The sequence below is a fragment of the Margalitia sp. FSL K6-0131 genome (assembly GCF_038008735.1).
Classification (GTDB): Bacteria; Bacillota; Bacilli; order Bacillales; family Bacillaceae_C; genus Margalitia; species Margalitia shackletonii.
Map to the genome: position 1 here is coordinate 1,886,162 of NZ_JBBOZS010000001.1, position 21,421 is coordinate 1,907,582.

Sequence of the window (21,421 nt, forward strand, 5' to 3'; positions counted from 1 at the left end):
GTTTAGATAGCATATTATTTGTATATTTTTTGCGGACAGAGAATCCTTTATTTTTATAAAATGACCATTATTTAAGCGTTTAGCGGACACAGGTTCCGCTGATATGACGAAAAACATATGAAAATCATCGCATTTTAGCTAAATAACGGAACGTGTGTCCGCAAAAGTAAGGAATCCGGCCGTTTTGTCACAGATAAGGGAACTAGTGTCCTTTAATGGCTGAAAACCCGTTTTACCGGACATAGGTTCCGTTATTCCCATGAAAAAGCTTTCTTTCATCTTGTTAGAGGACACACATTCCGTTATTTCATGAAATATTATTAAAACCAGGTGCTTTTTGTTGTAATAACGGAACGTGTGTCCGCAAAAGTAAGGAGTCCGACCGTTTTGTCACAGATAAGGGAATCTGTGTCCTCAAAACTTTGAAAGGGAACACTGACTCACAAACATTTACACAAGTTTTTTCGCCTTTTCCGTATTGGCAAAATGCATTTTTGTAAAATGATGTAAGGAAGCTTCCCCTTTTAACTTAATTAGTTTTGCAGCAGCCTGATCGACTTGCTGACCTGCTCCTTTTGGAAGGGTAAATCCGGCTTCGGCACTTAAATCATCCATCGCCTTCACAAATGCATATCTGGCTAAAATAGAAGCAGCGGCAACAGCAATATGGATGCTTTCCCCTTTTGTACTGAAATACACATTCTTTTTGCATATTTCCTTTTGACCTTGAATATGGCGGAAATAGGTATTTGCCTCTACAAACTGGTCAATAAGAATGCCTTCTGGCTCTTCAGGTGATATTTTTTTTAATAAATGAATCAATGCCTGGTTATGTAAAATCGCCTTCATTTTCCCCTGAGACATTCCTGATGCCTGCAATCGATTATACTTTTCATTTTGCAGCTTTAATAAACTATAAGGAATGACTGTAAGTAGATCCTTTGCAATTTTCATTATTTGCGGGTCCGTTAAATCCTTTGAATCCTTAACCCCAAGCTCTTTCAGTAATGGAATTTGCTCTTTTCTTACATATGCACTTACAACGGTAATCGGGCCAAAGTAATCCCCTGTTCCAACCTCATCGGAGCCGATAAAAGACATGTTTGCGATATTTGCTGGAAGGTCAGCGCCAGATGTTTTTGCCTTTGAAGCAATAGATGGTTTCGCGGGTTCAACATTTCCCCACTTAGCTGCCTCCTCCTCATTATTTTTTCCTTGAAACATGACCTTTCCTGAACGGTATGCGGTAATAGTGCAGTTATTCGTTTTTGCTACGAAAATTCCGCCTTGTGGAATTTTATCCATAAGTGATGGCTGATAATGTACTTTCATTTTCTCTAATAATGATGGTGCCGCTTGAATAATGATATTAGACATTTTGTTCCTCCATATAAATAATTCTTCCCTTATCGACACAGGTGGACAATTCTTCCCAAATTTACTTGGTTCATGTTATGATATTATTTAGTATTTTAGTATACGGCAAAATCCTTTTGCCATAATCAATTAAAACGAAAGTTTATCTGAATTTGAATACACTAAAGGAATGAAACTGACATGGTTGATATTGTAATCCTATTAATCTTTGTGATTGGTTTTTTTAACGGATTAAGAAGAGGCTTTATCCTCCAATTAATTCACGTGACAGGCTTTATCTTTGCCTTTATCGTTGCGTATATGTACTATGCTGATTTTGCAGACAAATTAAAGCTTTGGATCCCGTATCCTACCTTGAATGAGAATGCTTCCTTTAAAATGATTTTTGACGGAATGAATCTTGAACAAGCTTATTATAAAGTGATTGCCTTTGCCATTATCTTTTTTGCCGTAAAAATTATTTTACATATTATTGGTTCCATGCTCGACTTTGTAGCTAAATTTCCGGTCATTAGGCAATTAAATGTCTGGGCAGGCGGTATTCTAGGCTTTATTGAAGTTTACTTATTTGTCTTTATTGTATTATACATCGGGGCATTAGTTCCAATTGAAATGATCCAGCATTGGATTGACAAATCATTTTTAGCCGAAGGAATCATTAAAAACACACCTATTTTGTCCAATCAAGTTAAACAATGGTGGTTCGATTATGTGGGCTAAAACTTCTCTTTAAGAGGAGTTTTTTCTTTTTATACTGCTATTTGCTAGTATATAGTATAGATAGGTAACCGGTATTTAGAATGGGGATGGTGTTAATTCATGAATGTAGATAAAAAGGATGTCATTCGACTGCTTGAACAAATCGCTATTTATTTAGAATTAAAAGGAGAAAATTCCTTTAAAATATCCGCTTTTCGGAAAGCGGCGGCTTCTTTAACAGCTGAACCGAGGGTTTTAACGGAAATTGAAGATTTTACTGCTCTAAACGGAATAGGGAAAGGCACAGCCTCTGTAATAGAGGAATTTATCTCAACTGGTACCTCCACCGTGTTAAAGGAGCTTCAAGAAGAAGTTCCCAAAGGGCTTATTCCACTATTACAATTGCAAGGGCTTGGCGGGAAAAAAATAGCTCGTCTGTATCAAGAATTAGGTGTTACAGATGTGGAATCGTTAAGAGATGCATGTGAATCTGGGGAAGTTCAAGCTTTAAAAGGGTTTGGCAAAAAAACAGAAGAAAAAATATTGGAAGCAATAAGTTCCATTGGCTCAAAGCCAGATCGTTTCCCTCTTGCTTTTATGCTGAAATATATTGATATGATTGAGGCAGCCCTTCAGGAGATGATTGGGATTGAAAGATATTCGAAAGCTGGCAGTCTCAGAAGGTTACAGGAAACATTAAAAGATTTAGATTATGTAATTGCTACAAAAGATCCAAAGCTGGTAAAGGAACAGCTGCTTCGATTAAATGAAGCATCAGAAGCAATTGCAAGCGGAGATACAAAAGTATCGATTACCATTTCGGATACGTATGATATCAACATTGACTTTCGTCTTGTGACACCTGAACAGTTTGCCACTGCATTGCATCACTTTACAGGTTCAAAAAATCATAATGTGAAAATGCGTCAGCTTGCAAAGGAACGTGGAGAAAAAATAAGTGAATATGGTGTGGAGAATCAGGAAACAGGGGAGATGTTAACGTTTGATTCAGAGGAGGAATTTTTCCATCACTTTGGACTTCCTTTTATCCCTCCTGAAATCCGCGAAGATGGAAAAGAAGTTACGGAGTTTCATTCCAATATCGAGCTGGTTACGTTACAGGATATTAAAGGCGATCTTCATATGCATACAACTTGGTCCGATGGTACAGCTTCCATTGAGGAAATGATTGAAGCTTGCCGTAAAAAAGGTTATAAATATATGGCAATAACAGACCATTCACAATATTTAAAAGTAGCAAATGGTCTTACGGTTGAAAGACTTCGTGAGCAGAAAGAAGAAATTAGGCGTTTAAATGAAAAATATGATGATATTTTAATTTTATCAGGGATTGAAATGGATATTTTGCCGGATGGAACACTTGATTTTGATGATGAAATTTTAGCGGAGATGGATATCGTCATTGCTTCGATTCATTCAAGTTTCACCCAGTCCAAAACAAAAATTATGGAACGCTTGAAAACTGCTTTAATGAATCCGCATGTTGATATTATTGCTCATCCTACAGGCCGTAAAATTGGCAGGCGATTAGGATATGATGTGGATATTGATTTATTAATTGAACTGGCAAAGGAAACGAATACAGTCCTGGAGTTAAATGCAAACCCTAACAGGCTTGACTTAATGCCCGTGTATGTTAGAAAAGCACAAGAACAGGGTGTAAAAATAGTCATTAATACAGATGCACATTATATAGAAAATTTAAATTATATGGATATAGGTGTTGGAACTGCTCGAAAAGGCTGGATAGAAAAAAATACAGTATTAAACACATTAGAGCCGGAAGAACTCATCGCATTTCTAAATCGCGATCACAGCTAAGACAGGAGGCTGAATGAATGCAAGAAAAAATATTAAAGACATTAGAATTCAATAAAATTAAGGAATTACTTGGGGAACATGCTTCCTCTACATTGGGGGCTGAGAGGATTCAAGCTTTAAAACCATCCTCTTCCTATGAAGAAGTTTTACAATTACAGGCGGAAACAGATGAGGCCGCTAATGCATTGCGCTTAAGAGGACATGCACCGTTAAGCGGAATATATGACATTCGAGCGCATGTAAAAAGGGCAGTCATTGGCGGCGTTTTGAATCCTATTGAATTAATGCAGACCGCTAGTACTATTTATGCATCGCGTAATATGAAACGATTTATCGAGGGTCTGTTAGAAAATGAAGTAGACATTCCTATTTTGGGGGAAAAAGCGGCTCAAATTGAAATTTTGACACCCCTCGAACATAGAATTAAACAAGCAATTGATGAAAATGGAGATATTTTAGATTCAGCAAGTGAAACATTAAGGCATATACGCCAGCAGCTGCGCTCAAATGAAAGCCGAATTCGTGAAAAGCTTGAAAGTTTAATTCGATCCAGAAATGCAGCAAAAATGTTATCTGATGCCATTGTTACGATTCGTAATGATCGCTATGTAATACCGGTTAAACAAGAATACCGAGCGAATTATGGCGGGATTGTTCATGATCAGTCATCATCTGGACAAACATTATTTATTGAACCCCAATCCGTTGTGGAATTAAATAATCAACTAAGAGAAATTCATATGAAGGAGAGTCAGGAAATTGAACGAATCTTAATGGAGTTATCAGCTGAAGTGGCAGAAGCAGCTAATGACTTAACTCTCATCGTGGATATTTTAGGGGATCTTGATTTTATTTTTGCAAAAGCACGGTACGGAAAAACAATTAAAGCGACAAAACCAAAAGTAAACAATAACGGTGTAATCCACTTGTATAAAGCGAGACATCCATTACTCCCAATTGATGAGGCTGTCGCTAATGACATTACTTTAGGGAAAGATTACTCCACAATGGTCATTACAGGTCCAAATACAGGTGGTAAAACCATTACTTTAAAAACGATTGGTATTTGTACTTTAATGGCACAGTCAGGATTGCAGATACCTGCACTCGATGGTTCTGAAGTTGCCGTTTTTCAAGAGGTTTTTGCCGATATTGGGGACGAACAATCGATAGAACAAAGCTTAAGTACGTTTTCCTCCCATATGGTGAATATTGTTGATATTTTAAAATATGTCGATCATGAATCACTTGTATTATTTGATGAACTTGGTGCAGGAACGGACCCGCAGGAGGGGGCGGCATTAGCCATCTCCATTTTGGATGAAGTGTACCAAAGGGGAGCAAAAGTTGTAGCTACTACCCATTACCCAGAATTAAAAGCATATGGCTACAATCGTGAAGGTGTCATTAATGCCAGTGTCGAGTTTGATGTGGAAACATTAAGCCCAACGTATAAATTATTAATTGGTGTTCCCGGACGAAGCAACGCATTTGAAATCTCTAAACGCCTTGGATTAACGGAAAATATCATTAAATCTGCTCGTGCCCATATTGGTGCTGATAGCAATGAAGTGGAAAATATGATCGCTGCCTTGGAAAAAAGCAAAAGAGAAGCAGAACGTGAACTTGCAGAAGCGCAGGATTTCTTAAAGCAATCGGAAAAGCTTCATAAGGATTTACAGAAAGAAATGATTGAGTTTTATGAAAATCGAGATACATTATTTGAAAAGGCTGAATTAAAAGCAGCGAAGATTGTAGAAAAAGCCAAAGAAGAAGCAGAGGATGTTATTCGTGATTTACGTAAAATGCGTTTAAATCATCATGCTGACATAAAAGAACATGAACTAATAGAAGCCCGTAAGAAGTTGGAACAAGCTGTTCCGTCTATTGAGAAATCAGCGATTGCAAAGCCTGCAAAGAATAAGCGTACATTAGTCCCAGGAGACGAGGTAAAAGTTCTAAGCTTTAACCAGAAGGGGCAGCTCCTTGAAAAAATAGGGAATGATGAATGGCAAGTTCAAATGGGAATTATGAAGATGAAAGTAAAAGAATCGGATATGGAATTTGTTCAATCTGAAAAGAAAGTGAATCCGAAGCCACTCGCAACAGTGAAGGGAAAAGATTATCATGTTGGTCTTGAGCTGGATCTCCGCGGTGAAAGATATGAAAATGCATTATTAAAGGTAGAAAAGTATATTGATGATGCACTTTTAGCCGGCTACCCAAGGGTTTCTATCATTCATGGAAAAGGTACTGGGGCACTCAGATCAGGCGTACAAGAATATTTGAAACAACATCGCTCTGTAAAACGTATAAGATTAGGTGAGGCAGGGGAAGGCGGCAGCGGGATTACAGTTGTAGAATTTAAATAAGAAAAGCCTAAATGCCGCAGCTCTAGCATACGGATTTCGTAGTCGCAGGAGAAACCAACAGACACCGTGTTGATGTCCTTACCCACAGGGAGAAGATGCAGAAATCCGCTAGCCTATAGGCGCTGCTGCTGGACAATAAAGGAGCAAGTCAAAGACTTGCTTGTCTCTCCTTGTTCATTCCTCCTCTAAATCTTGATATGAAGGAGCATTTAGTTTACATGAATCATTTTTGGGAAAATCATTTTGTTCAAACGGCTGGTTATTATAGTGTTGTTATTTTATGTATGATTGTATTTTTGACCATCTTTGAAATCGTAACGAAATATAAAAATTGGGAAGAAATCAAAAAAGGAAACATTGCAGTGGCAATGGCTACAGGCGGAAAAATTTTTGGTATCGCAAATATTTTCAGGTATTCGATTCTCGTTCATGATTCATTATTTATGATGGTTGGATGGGGAGTATACGGATTTGTTTTATTATTAATCGGGTATTTTATTTATGAATTTTTGACGCCTAAATTCAAAATTGACGTGGAAATTGAAAATGACAATCGTGCAGTCGGATTCATATCCATGGTGATATCGATTGGACTCTCCTTTGTGATTGGAGCCAGTATTTCGTAAGAGGAGTTTTTATAATGGAGAAATTAGCAAAAATTCTATTCGTTTTATGTGGGTGTTTTATCCTTTTTGGAATTATTTATTTAATTATTAAGTAAGGGTTGCCGATGGCAATCCTTTTTTTATCGTTATTTATTTGTTCTGGATTACTATGAAATTTAAAATGTGAACTTATGAGTCTTTTTCCGAAAGTGGGAATATCCTTTATACGATTTAAAAGACAACTAGATGAAGAGACCAAGTCCCACTGGTCTTTATAAAGATTCAAAAGAAGATTGCCAGTAATAACTCATCTAATATGCCATAAAGAGCAAAAAGGTTCAAAAAGCAACATTATCAATCTTTGGCTGAAATAATGATTTTTTAGTATTTTTACATCTTTGGCCTTATGCGTACAGGTTTTATTTAGAGTGAACCTGTACACATAAGGCGGCATACCCCACAAATAAATAAGAATGAATATTCATTCACTTTTTCGATTTTCAAATTGTATCTCCTACCGCAATAGACTATAATAATAAGAGTAGTTTAAATTTTTTGACGTCTAGTTTGCCTTTAGGAGGGGTTAAATGGAAAATAAACCTTGGTTGTCTCATTATCCTGAAGAAATCCCTAAGACATTACAACTAGAAGAAAAACCAGTGCATGCTTATTTAACAAAAGCAGCAGAAAATTATTCAGACAAAATTGCCATACATTTTATGGGGAAGGAACTGACATACAAAGAGGTATATGAATCATCTGTAAAATTAGCTAGCTATTTGCGAACGTTAGGAATTAAAAAAGGTGATAAGGTGGCAATTATGCTGCCAAATGGTCCACAATCAGTCATCAGCTACTTTGGTGTGCTTTATGCAGGAGGTGTTGTTGTTCAAACTAATCCTCTATATACTGAAAGAGAGCTTGCATATCAAATGGAGGATTCAGAAGCAAAAGCGATTATTACGTTGGATATCCTTTTTCCAAGAGTTACAAAAATAATGGGAAAGACTAGTATAAACGACATTATTGTAACCGCTGTCAAAGATTATTTGCCATTTCCAAAAAATATCGTATATCCATTCATACAGAAGAAACAAACAGGAATGGTTGTAAAAATTGAACATAGTGGACATCAACATTTGCTCAAAAGAATAATAGCTGAAACACCCGCAGAAGATCCGCAAGCTGACCCTGAATTTGATTTTGAAAATGATCTCGCATTACTCCAGTATACTGGTGGAACAACCGGGTTCCCAAAAGGCGTGATGCTGACACATAAAAATTTAGTAGCTAATGCGACCATGTGTGATGCATGGATTTATAAAGCGAAGAAAGGCGAAGAAGTTGTTTTAGGATTGCTCCCATTTTTCCATGTATATGGTATGACTGCAGTTCTTATTTTATCCATTATGCAAGGATATAAAATGGTGCTTTTGCCGAAATTCGATGCGGAAACCACTTTAAAAACGATACAAAAACAACGTCCAACACTATTCCCTGGTGCACCAACTATTTATATAGGATTATTAAATCATCCGGATATAAAAAAATATGATTTATCCTCGATTGATTCATGTATAAGTGGCTCTGCCCCTTTACCGATAGATGTTCAGGAGCGGTTTGAAGAAGTCACAGGGGGGAAGCTTGTTGAGGGTTACGGTTTGACAGAATCTTCACCCGTCACACATGCTAATTTTGTTTGGGATAAAAAAAGAGTGAAGGGTAGTATCGGCGTCCCATGGCCTGATACGGATTCTGCTATATTCTCATTAGAGACAGGTGAAATATTGCCTCCTGGAGAAATTGGTGAAATTGCGGTAAAAGGACCACAGGTCATGAAAGGATATTGGAACCGACCGGAAGAAACGGAACAAGTATTAAAGAACGGCTGGTTATTTACGGGTGATTTAGGCTATATGGATGAAGAAGGGTATTTTTATGTAGTGGACCGGAAAAAGGATATGATCATTGCTGGAGGTTATAATATATATCCCCGTGAAGTGGAAGAAGTGCTATATGAGCATCCTGATATTCAAGAAGCAGTAGTTGCCGGGATACCTGATCCTTATCGTGGTGAAACAGTTAAAGCATATATTGTTTTGAAAGAAAATGCAAATGTAACAGAATCTGATCTGAATGCTTTTACAAGAAAACATTTAGCAGCTTATAAGATTCCGAGAATTTATGAATTCAGAAAAGAATTGCCGAAAACTGCAGTTGGGAAAATTTTACGAAGAACTTTAATTGACGAGGAAAGAAAAAAGCAGCAAGATCAAGAAGAAATAGGGTAGAATAAAATTTCAGAGCCCATTAAAAGGCTCTTCGTTTTTGTGTGGAATATTCTTGACATTATAATGAATTCAAATTAAGATAAGATTATGAATGAATAGTCATTCATTTTTGAAAAGAATATATATTCATTATACCTAAGTTGAATGGAAATGACAGGGTATACTTAGTTTTTCCATCCAACATCTAACCCCTCACCTAGAATGGAGGAAACCATACGTTTTGAAAAGTAATAAACCTAAATACAAACAAATAATAGATGCTGCTGTCATTGTAATAGCGGAAAATGGGTACCACCAAGCCCAAGTATCGAAAATTGCAAAGCAAGCTGGTGTTGCGGATGGGACCATTTATCTTTATTTCAAAAATAAAGAAGATATATTAATATCATTGTTTCAGGAAAAGATGGGGTCCTTTATTGAAAAGATAAGAAAAGGAATAACAGGGAAAGAGACCGCAGCTGAGAAACTGTTAGTAATGGTCGAAAGTCATTTTAACATATTATCCGAAGACCATAATATGGCTGTCGTTACCCAGTTAGAATTACGCCAATCAAATAAAGAATTGCGTCTAAAGATTAATGATGTTTTAAAAGGATATTTTCAATTAGTCGATGAAATTCTCCACTTTGGAATGGAAACGGGTGAATTCGATCCGAACTTGGATATCAGGGTTTCGAGACAAATGATTTTTGGCACTGTTGATGAAATTGTTACGACATGGATAATGAATGAAGAGAAATTCGACTTGGTAGCATTAGCGCCGTCTGTTCATCAATTATTAATTAAAGCTGTTTCCATCTAAGGAAGGGCAAAAGCCTGTGATTAAATTGTACGAAAATAGAAAAACCTTTAATAGAATTGGTGGACAGAATGAAACAAATATGGCTTACTTTTAGTAGGGGAATTTCTTTCCCCTTGCTAATCACGAAGGTCAACAAAGAGGGAGGAGAAAGCGTTTGGAATTTTTAACATTAACCAGTGAGAATCATCTAGCTTATGTAACCATCCATAGACCACCAGCAAACGCTCTTGCGTCTGGACTTTTGGAAGAGCTTTCACAAGTGTTGGATGAGATTGAGTCAAATAAAGAAATACGAGTCGTCTTACTGCATGGTGAAGGGCGCTTTTTCTCAGCAGGGGCTGATATAAAAGAGTTTACCACTATTAAAACAGAAGAAGACTTCGGTAAGCTTGGTAAAAAGGGGCAAGACTTGTTTGAAAGAATGGAAAGATTTCCAAAACCAATTATTGCTGCCATTCATGGTGCTGCACTCGGCGGTGGATTAGAACTCGCGATGGCCTGCCATATCAGACTTGTAACCGAATCGGCAAAGCTAGGATTACCTGAACTACAATTAGGACTAGTTCCCGGATTTGCAGGTACACAGAGGTTGCCGCGGTATGTAGGCATGGCAAAAGCAATGGAGATGTTATTTACAAGTGAACCCATCAGCGGAGCAGAGGCAGTGAAATGGGGACTTGCCAATCATGCATATTCCGATGAGGACTTAATGCCAAAGGCAAAAGAACTAGCATTGAAAATTGCGAAGAAGAGTCCGGTATCTGTTGGTGCCGCTATTGAACTATTAAACTATGGGAAAACAGAAAATTTCTACAATGGTGTCGCACGCGAATCAGAACTATTTGGGCGTGTTTTTAAATCAAAGGACGGGCAAGAAGGAATTGCCGCATTTATTGAAAAGCGGGAACCAAACTTTACCGGAGAATAGCGTTTAGTGGCCCTTTAGATGCCAAATTATATAAGAAATTATCCCAATCTTTAAAACTAACAAAATGTTTATGAAAGCTCTTTTCTTAAAATAGGATAATTTTGAAAAGGAAAATCTTATTATATGAAAGCAGCTTATTAAATCTAGGAGGGTTTAGGATGAATATTTTTGTACTCTTAAAAAGAACATTCGATACAGAGGAAAAAATTACTCTTTCGGGTGGACAAATTAATGAAGATGGTGCTGAATTTATTATTAACCCATATGATGAATATGCAGTGGAGGAAGCAATTCAAGTTCGCGATGCACATGGCGGCGAAGTGACCGTTGTTACTGTAGGAAATGAAGAAGCGGAAAAACAGTTGCGTACTGCATTGGCAATGGGTGCTGACAAAGCTGTCCTTATTAATATAGAGGATGATATAGACTACGCTGACCAATTTACGACTGCTAAGATTTTAGCTGAGTTTTTAAAGGATAAAGAAGCAGATTTGATTATTGGCGGAAATGTAGCGATTGATAATAGTTCAGGTCAAGTTGGCCCACGGGTTGCTGACCTATTAAATATTCCATATGTAACCACAATTACAAAATTGACGATCGATGGTGACAAAGTAACGGTTGTTCGTGATGTAGAAGGCGACTCTGAAGTCATAGAAACATCATTACCATTGTTGGTTACGGCTCAACAAGGCCTAAATGAGCCACGTTACCCATCTTTGCCTGGAATTATGAAAGCAAAGAAAAAGCCTTTAGAAGAGCTTGAAATTGATGATTTAGATTTAGAAGAAGATGACGTGGAAGCGAAAACAAAAACAATTGAAGTCTATTTACCGCCTAAAAAGGAAGCTGGAAAAATCTTAGAAGGCGATTTAGATGCTCAAGTGAAAGAGCTAGTTAACTTGCTTCATAAGGAAGCTAAAGTAGTTTGATTTAGATACATTTACTAGAAAAATTGGACGATATATTACTAAGGATTCTTTTCTAATAAGTTGATGTTTTTCGTATTCTTTAAAAATCCTAACATGTATTAGATTTGGGGCATCTTTTCTTTGGATACCTGTTCTAATGCTGAATTAGGAAGTTTTGAATATTTTTAAATACAAAAAGCATAACGATTAAGAAAAGAGCCGTACTGAACATACAGGGAGGTTTTTTCTAATGGCAAGAAAAGTTCTAGTATTAGGTGAGGTTCGTGACGGATCACTTCGTAATGTTTCATTTGAAGCCATTGCAGCTGGAAAGACAGTTGCTGAAGGCGGAGAGGTTGTCGGTGTACTAGTTGGTGAAGCGGTATCAAGCTTGGCTAATGAATTAATTCAATATGGTGCGGACAGAGTAGTGGTGGTAGAGGATGAAAAATTAAAGCAGTACTCCTCTGACGGATACTCACAAGCATTTTTGACGGTCGTAAATAATGAAAATCCGGAAGGCATTGTATTTGGGCATACTGCACTTGGAAAAGATTTATCACCAAAAATCGCGAGTAAGCTTAACACTGGCTTAATCTCCGATGCTACTAGTGTTGAGGTAGTAGGAGGTAATCTAGTATTTACACGCCCAATTTACTCTGGTAAGGCTTTCGAAAAGAAAATTGTAACAGACGGAATCATTTTTGCTACCATTCGTCCAAATAATATTAGTCCATTACAAAAGGATGAAGGAAAAACAGGGGATGTAAGCTCTGTTTCTGCCGAAATTAAGGATCTTCGTACCATCATTAAAGAAGTAGTTCGCAAAGCAAGCGAAGGTGTGGATCTTTCTGAAGCAAAAGTAGTCATCGCCGGTGGACGCGGTGTGAAAAGTGCGGAGGGCTTTCAGCCGCTTAAAGAGCTTGCGGATGTACTTGGTGGTGCTGTAGGTGCTTCCCGTGGTGCTTGTGATGCCGATTATTGTGATTATTCCTTACAAATAGGCCAAACAGGTAAAGTAGTTACTCCAGATCTATATATTGCTTGCGGAATTTCAGGTGCGATTCAGCATTTAGCTGGAATGAGTAATTCAAAGGTAATCGTTGCTATTAATAAAGATCCTGAGGCAAATATCTTTAAAGTGGCAGATTACGGAATTGTTGGCGATTTGTTCGAAGTCGTTCCAATGCTTACAGAAGAATTTAAAAAGTTAAAAGTTGCTCAATCATAATTTAAATATAGGAGACCGGAGTGTAGGGATATATCCTACACTTTTTTTGTTGCTTAGGAATTTATAAAATTGAACCTTGTGGATAACTTTTTGAAAAGTTGTCTACGTCTAGCGCAAGCAGATATCGGCTAGTGGATTTCTCCGTCTCCTCCCTACGATAAGTCAACATCAGGTAAAATTACATTTCAAATTTTACTCGTTGAAAATGTAAGTTCACTTGTTCGTGAACGATCTCACTGTGTTTCCTTTACCTCGAGGTGAGCGACTACGAAATCCATACGCAGATGAGCAAGGCGCTTTTCGCAACACACCAGTTCTAGCTGAAAAAAGTTTCTAATAAACTTATTAGTAATAATGATCAGGTAGAAGCTGGTGATAAAAATGATAGAAACAATCCATCTAAATATCGATGGAATGTATTGTAGCGCTTGTTCTGGAAGAATTGAAAAGTCAGTTTTGAAATTGGAAGGAATTTTTGATGTAAATATTAACTTAGCAACAGAAAAAGGGAGGGTTGTATATGATTCGGCTTATATTTCAAATGAAACCATCCTAGAAAGGATAAAAAAATTAGGATATATTCCAACCCTAATAAATCAAAAAGACGAACAAGTTAATAAGGAGAATAATAAAGAAATTACTTCCTTGACTTGGAAGGTAATTGTATCGATTATGTTTTCCTTACCGTTAGTATTAACAATGTTTGTTCAATCTAACTGGATAAATATTGAATTGCCCCAAATGTTTTTTAGTCCATGGTTTCAGCTAATGCTTGCAACCCCTGTTCAGTTTATCATTGCCTTTCCTTTCTACGAGGGTGCTTGGAATGCCATTAAAAATCGTGGAGCAACAATGGATGTACTAGTTGTGATAAGTACAACATCCGCCTATTTTTATAGCCATTATCTTACAGTTCTTTCATTTAAGATGGATCATGATCTTCCTCCTATCCATCTTCATTATGAAACAAGTGTTTTGATTATTACATTTGTCTTGATTGGTAAATTAATCGAGGTAAAGACAAAGAGAAAAACAATGGATGCCATTCATTCATTAAATAAGTTAAAAGCAAATTCAGCAACTATTATTTTAAACGGCAAAGAGATAAAAAAATCTATAGGGGATATTAATCCAGGTGATGTTGTAATAGTAAAGGCCGGTGAAAAAATCCCTATTGATGGACAAGTTATGAGTGGTTTAACAACCGTAAATGAATCCATGTTAACTGGAGAAAGTATTCCGATTGAGAAGAAAAAAGGAAAAATTGTTTATGCAGGAACCATTAATTTATCAAATGTAATCACATTGAAAGCTACAAAAAAACATTCCGAGACCCTGTTATCAAAAATCATTGACATTGTAGAAGAAGCACAGCTTTCCAAACCTCCTATACAAAATATTGCAGACCGGTTTACAGCTTTTTTTGTCCCTGTTGTCCTTATTCTGGGCATGGTGACATTTCTTCTTTGGTATTTTATTTTAGCTCCCGGAGTAATGAGTGAAGCAATGGAGAAAATGATTGCAGTTTTAATTATTTCCTGTCCCTGTGCGTTGGGTTTAGCAACGCCATTGTCTATTATGGTCGGAAGTGGACGGGCTGCCAAGCTTGGAATTCTTTTTAAAGAAGGAAAAATGATTGAACTCCTAGGTAAAAATAATATTGTCGTTCTGGATAAGACGGGTACGATTACGGAGGGAAAGCTGCAATTAACAGATATCCTGGTTAGAGATATGGAGCAAAATTTATTTCTGCAGCTTGTCGGCTCTGTCGAAAAGGGAGTAAATCATCCAATAGGTAATTCTATAGTAGATGCAATAGAAAAAAAGATCAACGATATTCCTACAGCTGCAAGCTCAGAAGTAATGATTGGATATGGTGTAAAAGGAATTGTAATGGATAGAAAAATAAAGGTTGCCAGTGTCCATTATTTTGAAAAGCATCAAAAGACGCAGCTTAATCCAGTATATAAGCACCTCAAAAAAATGGAGGGAGAAGGGAAAACAGTCATGCTGGTTTCCATAGATAATCGTATTCATGGGATTATAGCTGTTAGAGATGAAATCAAAAAAACAGCAAAGAAGGCAATTACCAGTTTAAAAGGGATGGGCTTAAAGATTGTTATGTTATCCGGTGACAATCCGATAACGACAAAGAGTATTGCAAATATTACCGGTATTAAGCATTATAAATCAGAGGTTTCTCCACAAGGTAAGGCAAATTGGATAAAAGATTATCAAAAGGCAGGAAATCGAATTATTATGGTCGGAGATGGAATTAATGATGCACCGGCATTGTCCGTTGCGAATGTTGGGGTGGGGTTAGGGACCGGCACCGATATTGCTATTGAAGCGGGCGATATTACAATCATGAACGGTGATTTAAATAGGGTAGCGGATGCTATTAGCATCAGTAAAAAAACCATGATCAATATTAAGCAAAATTTTGCATGGGCATTTATGTACAATTTAATTTGTATTCCACTAGCCATGATGGGGATATTACCTCCTTGGTTTGCAAGCGCAGCTATGGCATTTAGCTCTGTCTCTGTTGTATTAAACTCCTTACGCTTGAAAAATATTTAAGTTCTGCATGTGAATAAGGGTGTGAATCAAGGGAAATTTATTAATTGAAACTTTTCATTAGCATGATTATCATTAGGATGATATACTTTCATTAACGTTAAAATTAGGAGGCAAGTGATTATGGCAATTTCACATGTAACAGATGCAAACTTTGCTGCTGAAACCAGCGAAGGTTTAGTATTAGTAGATTTTTGGGCAACTTGGTGCGGACCTTGTAAAATGATTGCACCTGTATTGGAAGAAGTGGATGCAGAACTTGGTGATAAAGTAAAAATCGCCAAATTAGATGTTGATGAAAATCAAGAAACTGCAAGTAAATATGGTGTAATGAGCATTCCGACTCTCATTCTTATGAAGGACGGACAAGAAGTAGATAAAGTAATCGGTTATCAACCGAAAGAAGCATTAGTTGAGTTTATCAATAAACATGCTTGATGAAAGAAAAGCGAAAGTGCCTTGCCGTATCCGCTAGCTGATAGGCGCTGTAGCTAGACAATGACTAAATTTAAGAATTATGTTATATGTTAAAAAACATATACTTTCTTATTATTTAAAAGGAAATCCGAGTCTTGTGACTCGGATTTTTTGAAAGGTGAAAGAAATGAATGAAATGATTAAAAATAAACTTGCCCTCCTTCCTGATCAGCCAGGCTGCTATTTAATGAAAGATCGACAAGGAACCATTATTTATGTCGGAAAAGCTAAAATCCTAAAAAATCGGGTAAGATCTTACTTTACGGGATCGCACGATGGAAAAACGCAAAGACTAGTAAATGAAATTGAGGATTTTGAATATATTGTTACCTCTTCGAATATAGAAGCATTATTACTTGAAATAAATCTTATCAAAAAACATGATCCAAAATATAATGTCATGTTAAAAGATGATAAAAGTTATCCATACATTAAATTAACCAATGAACGACATCCCCGTTTAATTACTACCAGGAAAGTAAAAAAGGATAAGGGAAAATATTTTGGCCCATATCCAAATGTACAGGCAGCCAATGAAACGAAAAAATTATTGGACAGAATTTATCCATTACGAAAATGCACCACACTTCCGGACCGTGTTTGCTTATATTACCATTTGGGGCAGTGTCTGGCACCATGTGTAAATGAAGTGAAGGAAGAAACCTATCAAAAAATGGTCGATGATATTAGTAGATTTCTAAACGGCGGATATCGGGAAATAAAAGTGGAATTAACGAAAAAAATGGAGCAGGCCGCCGAAAATCTAGAATTTGAAAGAGCGAAAGAGTATCGTGATCAAATTACCCATATAGAAACAACCATGGAAAAACAAAAAATAACGATGACCGATTTTACAGATAGAGATGTATTTGGTTATTCAGTAGATAAAGGCTGGATGTGTGTTCAGGTCTTTTTTATCAGGCAAGGGAAACTAATTGAAAGGGATGTTTCGCTGTTTCCAACCTATGATGAGCCAGAAGAAGAATTTTTAACATTTATCGGACAGTTTTATCTACTTCCGAATCATTTTAAACCGAAGGAAATTTTAATTCCTAAAGAAGTGGATAAAGAGCTTGCAGAGCAATTGCTAGAGGTGAAAACGATACAGCCAAAAATTGGGCCGAAAAAAGATTTAGTAAAATTAGCAGAAAAAAATGCGGCTATTGCCTTAAAAGAGAAATTTGCCTTGATAGAAAAAGATGAAGATAGAACCATTAAGGCAGTCGAGTCATTAGGGAGAGAAATGGGTATTTATACACCTCATCGCATCGAGGCATTTGATAATTCCAATATACAAGGGACAGATCCTGTATCAGCAATGATTGTCTTTATTGATGGCAAACCGGAAAAGAAAGAGTATCGAAAGTATAAAATTAAAACCGTTAAAGGACCTGATGATTATGAGTCTATGCGTGAAGTAATTAGAAGAAGATATACCAGAGTTTTAAAGGAAGGCCTGCCTTTAGCTGATTTAATTATTATTGATGGAGGAAAAGGACAAATAGATGCAGCAAAGGATATTTTAGAAAATGAACTGGGTCTTGATATACCTGTTGCTGGCTTAGCAAAGGATGAAAAGCATCGAACCTCACAGCTGTTGTACGGAAACCCGCTGGAAATCGTGCCATTAGGAAGAAACAGCCAAGAATTTTACTTGCTGCAAAGAATTCAGGATGAAGTCCATAGATTTGCTCTTACCTTCCACCGTCAGCTAAGAGGGAAATCTGCTTTTCAATCATCACTGGATGATATCCCTGGAATCGGGGAAAAACGAAAAAAATTGCTGCTTCGCCATTTTGGGTCTATTAAGAAAATGAAGGAAGCTCCTTTGGAAGAATTTATTGAACTTGGAATTCCACATAATGTAGCGGAAATTTTGAAAGAAAGACTAGAAAGTTAGTATAGTCAAAAAATAATGGTTGTGATATAATTTTAAAAAATTAAATCATTTATCACCTTCATAATAAAAGTGATAGAGGAGCAAAACTTATTAGTAAGAGCTTGGAGAAGAATGAGTTTCAATGAAAAGCTATGAAAGGAAGTTTTGCCGAAGTGGAAATTGGCTCATTTCAGTTTCTGCTGGTTCTGCATTGAATAAATGCAGGATTGTCAAGATGTGTGAGCATCTTGGAGAGCTATCTCGCGGTTGTGATTGTCGTATTATTTTTTACGTATTCACTAGAGCAATGAGATATCTTTCTCATTGCTCTTTTTTAGTTCTGCGAAGAAAGCAATTAGAATGGCACAGATAATAATTGGAAAGCGGGCGAAAAGATTGGGGCTAGTTGTACAAAAATTTGGCGGAACATCTGTCGGAACGATTGAAAGAATTAAAAATACGGCAAAAAGAGTTATAGCAGAAAAAAAGAAAGGAAATGATGTGGTTGTCGTTGTATCAGCAATGGGAAAAACAACGGATCAGCTTGTTTCACTTGCTAAGGAACTCTCTCCTTACCCAAGCAAGCGTGAAATGGATATGCTTTTATCAACTGGAGAGCAAGTAACCATTTCATTATTATCTATAGCGTTAGCGGAAGCGGGGTTTGAAGCTGTTTCATTGACCGGATGGCAGGCTGGAATACTAACGGAAAATGTACATAGTAACGCAAGGATATTAAACATTGATCAAACAAATATTAGGCACCACCTGATTGCAAATCGCATCATTGTTGTAGCAGGTTTTCAAGGGGTTAGTGAAAATAACGAAATTACCACACTTGGCAGGGGTGGATCTGATACAACTGCGGTAGCATTAGCAGCTGCACTTCATGCTGATAAATGTATGATTTACACCGATGTGACGGGTGTTTTTACTTCTGACCCTCGTTATATTCCTACTGCAAGAAAGCTTGGTGCTATTTCGTACGATGAAATGTTGGAACTCTCCAATTTGGGAGCAGGTGTGCTACATTCCAGGGCAGTAGAGTTTGCTAAAAATTACAATGTGCCATTGGAAGTGTGTTCAAGCATGGTTAATGAAGATGGAACGTTTATTGAGGAGGAAGTTCAGGTGGAAAAAAGCTTAATTGTACGCGGAGTTGCTTTTGAAGATGAAATCACAAGAATAACAGTTTTCGGTTTGAAAGATAAATTAACAAATCTATCTGGTATTTTTACGACACTCGCAAACAACAATATTAATGTAGATATTATTATTCAAAACCAAACAGATGGAGAAAATCCATATCTGTCTTTCACAATCAAGCACGAAGATTTACGGGATACTATTCAATTATTAGAGTCGAAACAAGACGAACTATGCTTTGATCATTTTGAATATGAATCCGGACTTGCAAAGGTTTCGATTGTGGGCTCGGGGATGATTTCAAATCCAGGTGTTGCAGCAAAAATGTTTGATTGTTTAACAAAGAATGAAATTCAAATAAGAATGGTGAGTACATCTGAAATTAAAGTTTCTACTGTTTTGGAAGAATCTTATATGGTAAGAGCAGCTCAACTTCTTCATACAGCATTTGGATTAGATGTGGTGGAGCAACAAGTATAATAAAAAAATTGCCCAGAAAAAAAAGCCTATATCAGGCTTTTTTTTTTGAATTCGAAATTACCCATTCATAATAGTATCCTTTATATCCCAACGAAGAATTATACGAATGACCTGCGTTTTTTTCATGACCTCTTCATAAGCTTCTGTTCTTACTTTTTTTTGTGCTTGAATTTGTTCCGCTAAAAACCCGGCTTCAAGTTTATAACATCCGTCTGTTTTTAATTTCAATTGTCTTGTAATAAGCGGGCTTGTGATTTCTAATTCCATGCCATGCTTATCTTGTTTCAGGATTTGTAAATAACCCCAACCTGCTTCTTCGAAAAAAGAAATAACTTCATCCATTGATACTAAAGGAAACTTTCTTGCAAGATGCTTTCCTGCCCAATATAAGATTTCAGGTGTTTCCTTTCCAAGTAATTCAGGTATTAACACTTCTCTGATTAGTTCATAGCCAAAGGCAGGGATTGTAAGCTGTTCGGTATTCTCCATGCTATCTTCTTCAATTTGTAATGACGCTCTCAAGTTATTCCCCTCTTTCTATAAGGCTCTTTTCTTAAACTTTGTTGCTTTTGTATACGAAAGGTCTTGGTTACAACCGTAATTAAGTTAAAAAATGGAAAAATCTATAAGAAAAGACGCCCCGACACCAAGCCATGTTACGATTTATAAATAATGACGAAAGCAACAATTAATGCAAAAACGTTTTACCATAAGGATATTATATACAAAAATAGAGGTCAGTTTGATAAAAAAATTTTACAAAATCGTAACCAAATATTGCATTTTGTTATTCAGATTTAATGAAACATTCATAAAATTATATGTGCAAAAAGGTCAAACATTATGGACATCTTTCGACTATTTTCTGTATACGTTTCCTTGACGCTTAATCTAAGGGGGAGTAAAATGGGTATGTCACATAAAAGCATAAAATTTGATGCATAGTAAGGAAAAATAAAAATGCTATATTTTAATTAGCATGTTTTGCTATGCACGCTCTAATCTAAGGGGGGTAAATTGTGGCCGGAAATCGTGAATTTTTAAACCGCAGATTACATTCATTGCTTGGTGTCATTCCAATTGGTGCCTTCTTGGTTGTCCACTTAGTAGTGAACCATTTTGCAACACATGGTCAAGCATCATTTAACCATGCAGTTTCATTTATGGAAAGTCTGCCATTCCTAATTTTCCTTGAAATTTTTCTAATTTATTTACCACTGCTGTTTCACGCAATTTATGGTTTTTATATTGCATTTACAGCAAAAAATAATGTGAGCAGACTAGGATTTTTCCGAAACTGGATGTTTCTTTTGCAACGAATTTCAGGTATCATCGTGTTTATTTTTCTTGTATGGCACGTGTATGAAACTCGAATTAAAGTTGCATTAGGTCAAGAAACACTTGATTTCCAATTAATGGAAAACATCTTGTCAAATCCAGCTATGTTTATTTGGTACATAATCGGAGTAGTTGCAACAATTTTCCATTTCTCAAATGGATTATGGTCATTCTGTGTAAGCTGGGGAATTACTCAATCACCACGTTCACAACAAATTTCGTCATATGTAATGTTAGTAGTGTTTGTGGTATTGACTATCATCGGTTTACGTGCATTATTCGCTTTTGCATATCCAGGATGGTTTGCTTAAGGAAAAAAGGAACGGAGCCACAAATTTGTTAGGATGTTTTCGTGTCTAACAAATAATTTTTAAGTTTTCATGAATGCGGATCTCCCTGTGATCTTCTGATGTACAGAATTCCAGCGGGGATCTCAATATTGGTTTTGTAGTTTTAAAAAGGA

The 21,421-nt window shown here is 36.6% G+C and carries 16 protein-coding genes and 1 riboswitch; of the genes, 14 read left to right on the top strand and 2 right to left on the bottom strand.

The window, feature by feature from the left end; all coding sequences use genetic code 11:
• Nucleotides 1-450: 450 nt before the first annotated feature.
• Complete coding sequence (rnhC, locus tag NSQ59_RS09130; protein WP_055739073.1) at nt 451-1,377, bottom strand: ribonuclease HIII; 927 nt, start codon at nt 1,375-1,377, stop codon at nt 451-453.
• Between the two features lie 180 nt (nt 1,378-1,557).
• Here rnhC and NSQ59_RS09135 point away from each other — a divergent pair, with 180 nt between their 5' ends.
• The 13 genes from NSQ59_RS09135 (at nt 1,558) to NSQ59_RS09195 (ending at nt 19,620) form a co-directional block, all read left to right on the top strand.
• Complete coding sequence (locus NSQ59_RS09135) at nt 1,558-2,097, top strand: CvpA family protein (protein ID WP_055739074.1); 540 nt, start codon at nt 1,558-1,560, stop codon at nt 2,095-2,097.
• A 99-nt stretch (nt 2,098-2,196) separates the two neighbouring features.
• Nucleotides 2,197-3,918: a DNA polymerase/3'-5' exonuclease PolX gene (gene polX, locus NSQ59_RS09140; protein ID WP_340830795.1), complete on the top strand. Its 1,722-nt coding sequence runs from the start codon at nt 2,197-2,199 to the stop codon at nt 3,916-3,918.
• A gap of 17 nt (nt 3,919-3,935) precedes the next feature.
• Complete coding sequence (locus NSQ59_RS09145) at nt 3,936-6,290, top strand: endonuclease MutS2 (protein WP_340830797.1); 2,355 nt, start codon at nt 3,936-3,938, stop codon at nt 6,288-6,290.
• A gap of 218 nt (nt 6,291-6,508) precedes the next feature.
• Nucleotides 6,509-6,916 (top strand): DUF350 domain-containing protein, encoded by a 408-nt coding sequence (locus NSQ59_RS09150; protein WP_340830798.1) that lies wholly within the window; start codon nt 6,509-6,511, stop codon nt 6,914-6,916.
• A gap of 566 nt (nt 6,917-7,482) precedes the next feature.
• Entirely contained in the window at nt 7,483-9,186 is a 1,704-nt protein-coding gene (locus NSQ59_RS09155; protein ID WP_340830800.1) for a long-chain-fatty-acid--CoA ligase, read from the top strand.
• A 220-nt stretch (nt 9,187-9,406) separates the two neighbouring features.
• Nucleotides 9,407-9,988, top strand: coding sequence for a TetR/AcrR family transcriptional regulator (locus tag NSQ59_RS09160; protein ID WP_055739079.1), 582 nt, complete (start codon nt 9,407-9,409; stop codon nt 9,986-9,988).
• Between the two features lie 154 nt (nt 9,989-10,142).
• A complete protein-coding gene (locus NSQ59_RS09165) occupies nt 10,143-10,916 on the top strand; it encodes an enoyl-CoA hydratase (RefSeq protein WP_055739080.1) in 774 nt (257 codons plus the stop codon).
• Nucleotides 10,917-11,074: 158 nt separating this feature from the next.
• Nucleotides 11,075-11,848, top strand: coding sequence for an electron transfer flavoprotein subunit beta/FixA family protein (locus NSQ59_RS09170; protein WP_055739081.1), 774 nt, complete (start codon nt 11,075-11,077; stop codon nt 11,846-11,848).
• 229 nt (nt 11,849-12,077) lie between these two features.
• Entirely contained in the window at nt 12,078-13,058 is a 981-nt protein-coding gene (locus NSQ59_RS09175) for an electron transfer flavoprotein subunit alpha/FixB family protein (protein WP_055739082.1), read from the top strand.
• Nucleotides 13,059-13,439: 381 nt separating this feature from the next.
• Nucleotides 13,440-15,641 (top strand): heavy metal translocating P-type ATPase, encoded by a 2,202-nt coding sequence (locus NSQ59_RS09180; protein WP_340830802.1) that lies wholly within the window; start codon nt 13,440-13,442, stop codon nt 15,639-15,641.
• 120 nt (nt 15,642-15,761) lie between these two features.
• Nucleotides 15,762-16,076, top strand: coding sequence for a thioredoxin (gene trxA, locus NSQ59_RS09185; protein ID WP_055739084.1), 315 nt, complete (start codon nt 15,762-15,764; stop codon nt 16,074-16,076).
• A gap of 166 nt (nt 16,077-16,242) precedes the next feature.
• Nucleotides 16,243-18,015 carry an excinuclease ABC subunit UvrC gene (gene uvrC / locus NSQ59_RS09190; protein WP_340830805.1) on the top strand — a complete coding sequence of 591 codons (1,773 nt, stop codon included), beginning with the start codon at nt 16,243-16,245 and terminating at the stop codon, nt 18,013-18,015.
• A 65-nt stretch (nt 18,016-18,080) separates the two neighbouring features.
• Nucleotides 18,081-18,261, top strand: a riboswitch (Lysine riboswitch).
• Nucleotides 18,262-18,390: 129 nt separating this feature from the next.
• Complete coding sequence (locus tag NSQ59_RS09195) at nt 18,391-19,620, top strand: aspartate kinase (RefSeq protein ID WP_340833152.1); 1,230 nt, start codon at nt 18,391-18,393, stop codon at nt 19,618-19,620.
• 57 nt (nt 19,621-19,677) lie between these two features.
• Here the strand turns inward: NSQ59_RS09195 and NSQ59_RS09200 are convergent, their stop codons facing one another.
• Entirely contained in the window at nt 19,678-20,142 is a 465-nt protein-coding gene (locus NSQ59_RS09200; RefSeq protein WP_445669204.1) for a YslB family protein, read from the bottom strand.
• Between the two features lie 497 nt (nt 20,143-20,639).
• On the opposite strand from NSQ59_RS09200, the gene NSQ59_RS09205 reads away from it, so the two are divergent.
• Complete coding sequence (locus tag NSQ59_RS09205) at nt 20,640-21,269, top strand: succinate dehydrogenase cytochrome b558 subunit (protein ID WP_055739086.1); 630 nt, start codon at nt 20,640-20,642, stop codon at nt 21,267-21,269.
• Nucleotides 21,270-21,421 lie beyond the last annotated feature (152 nt).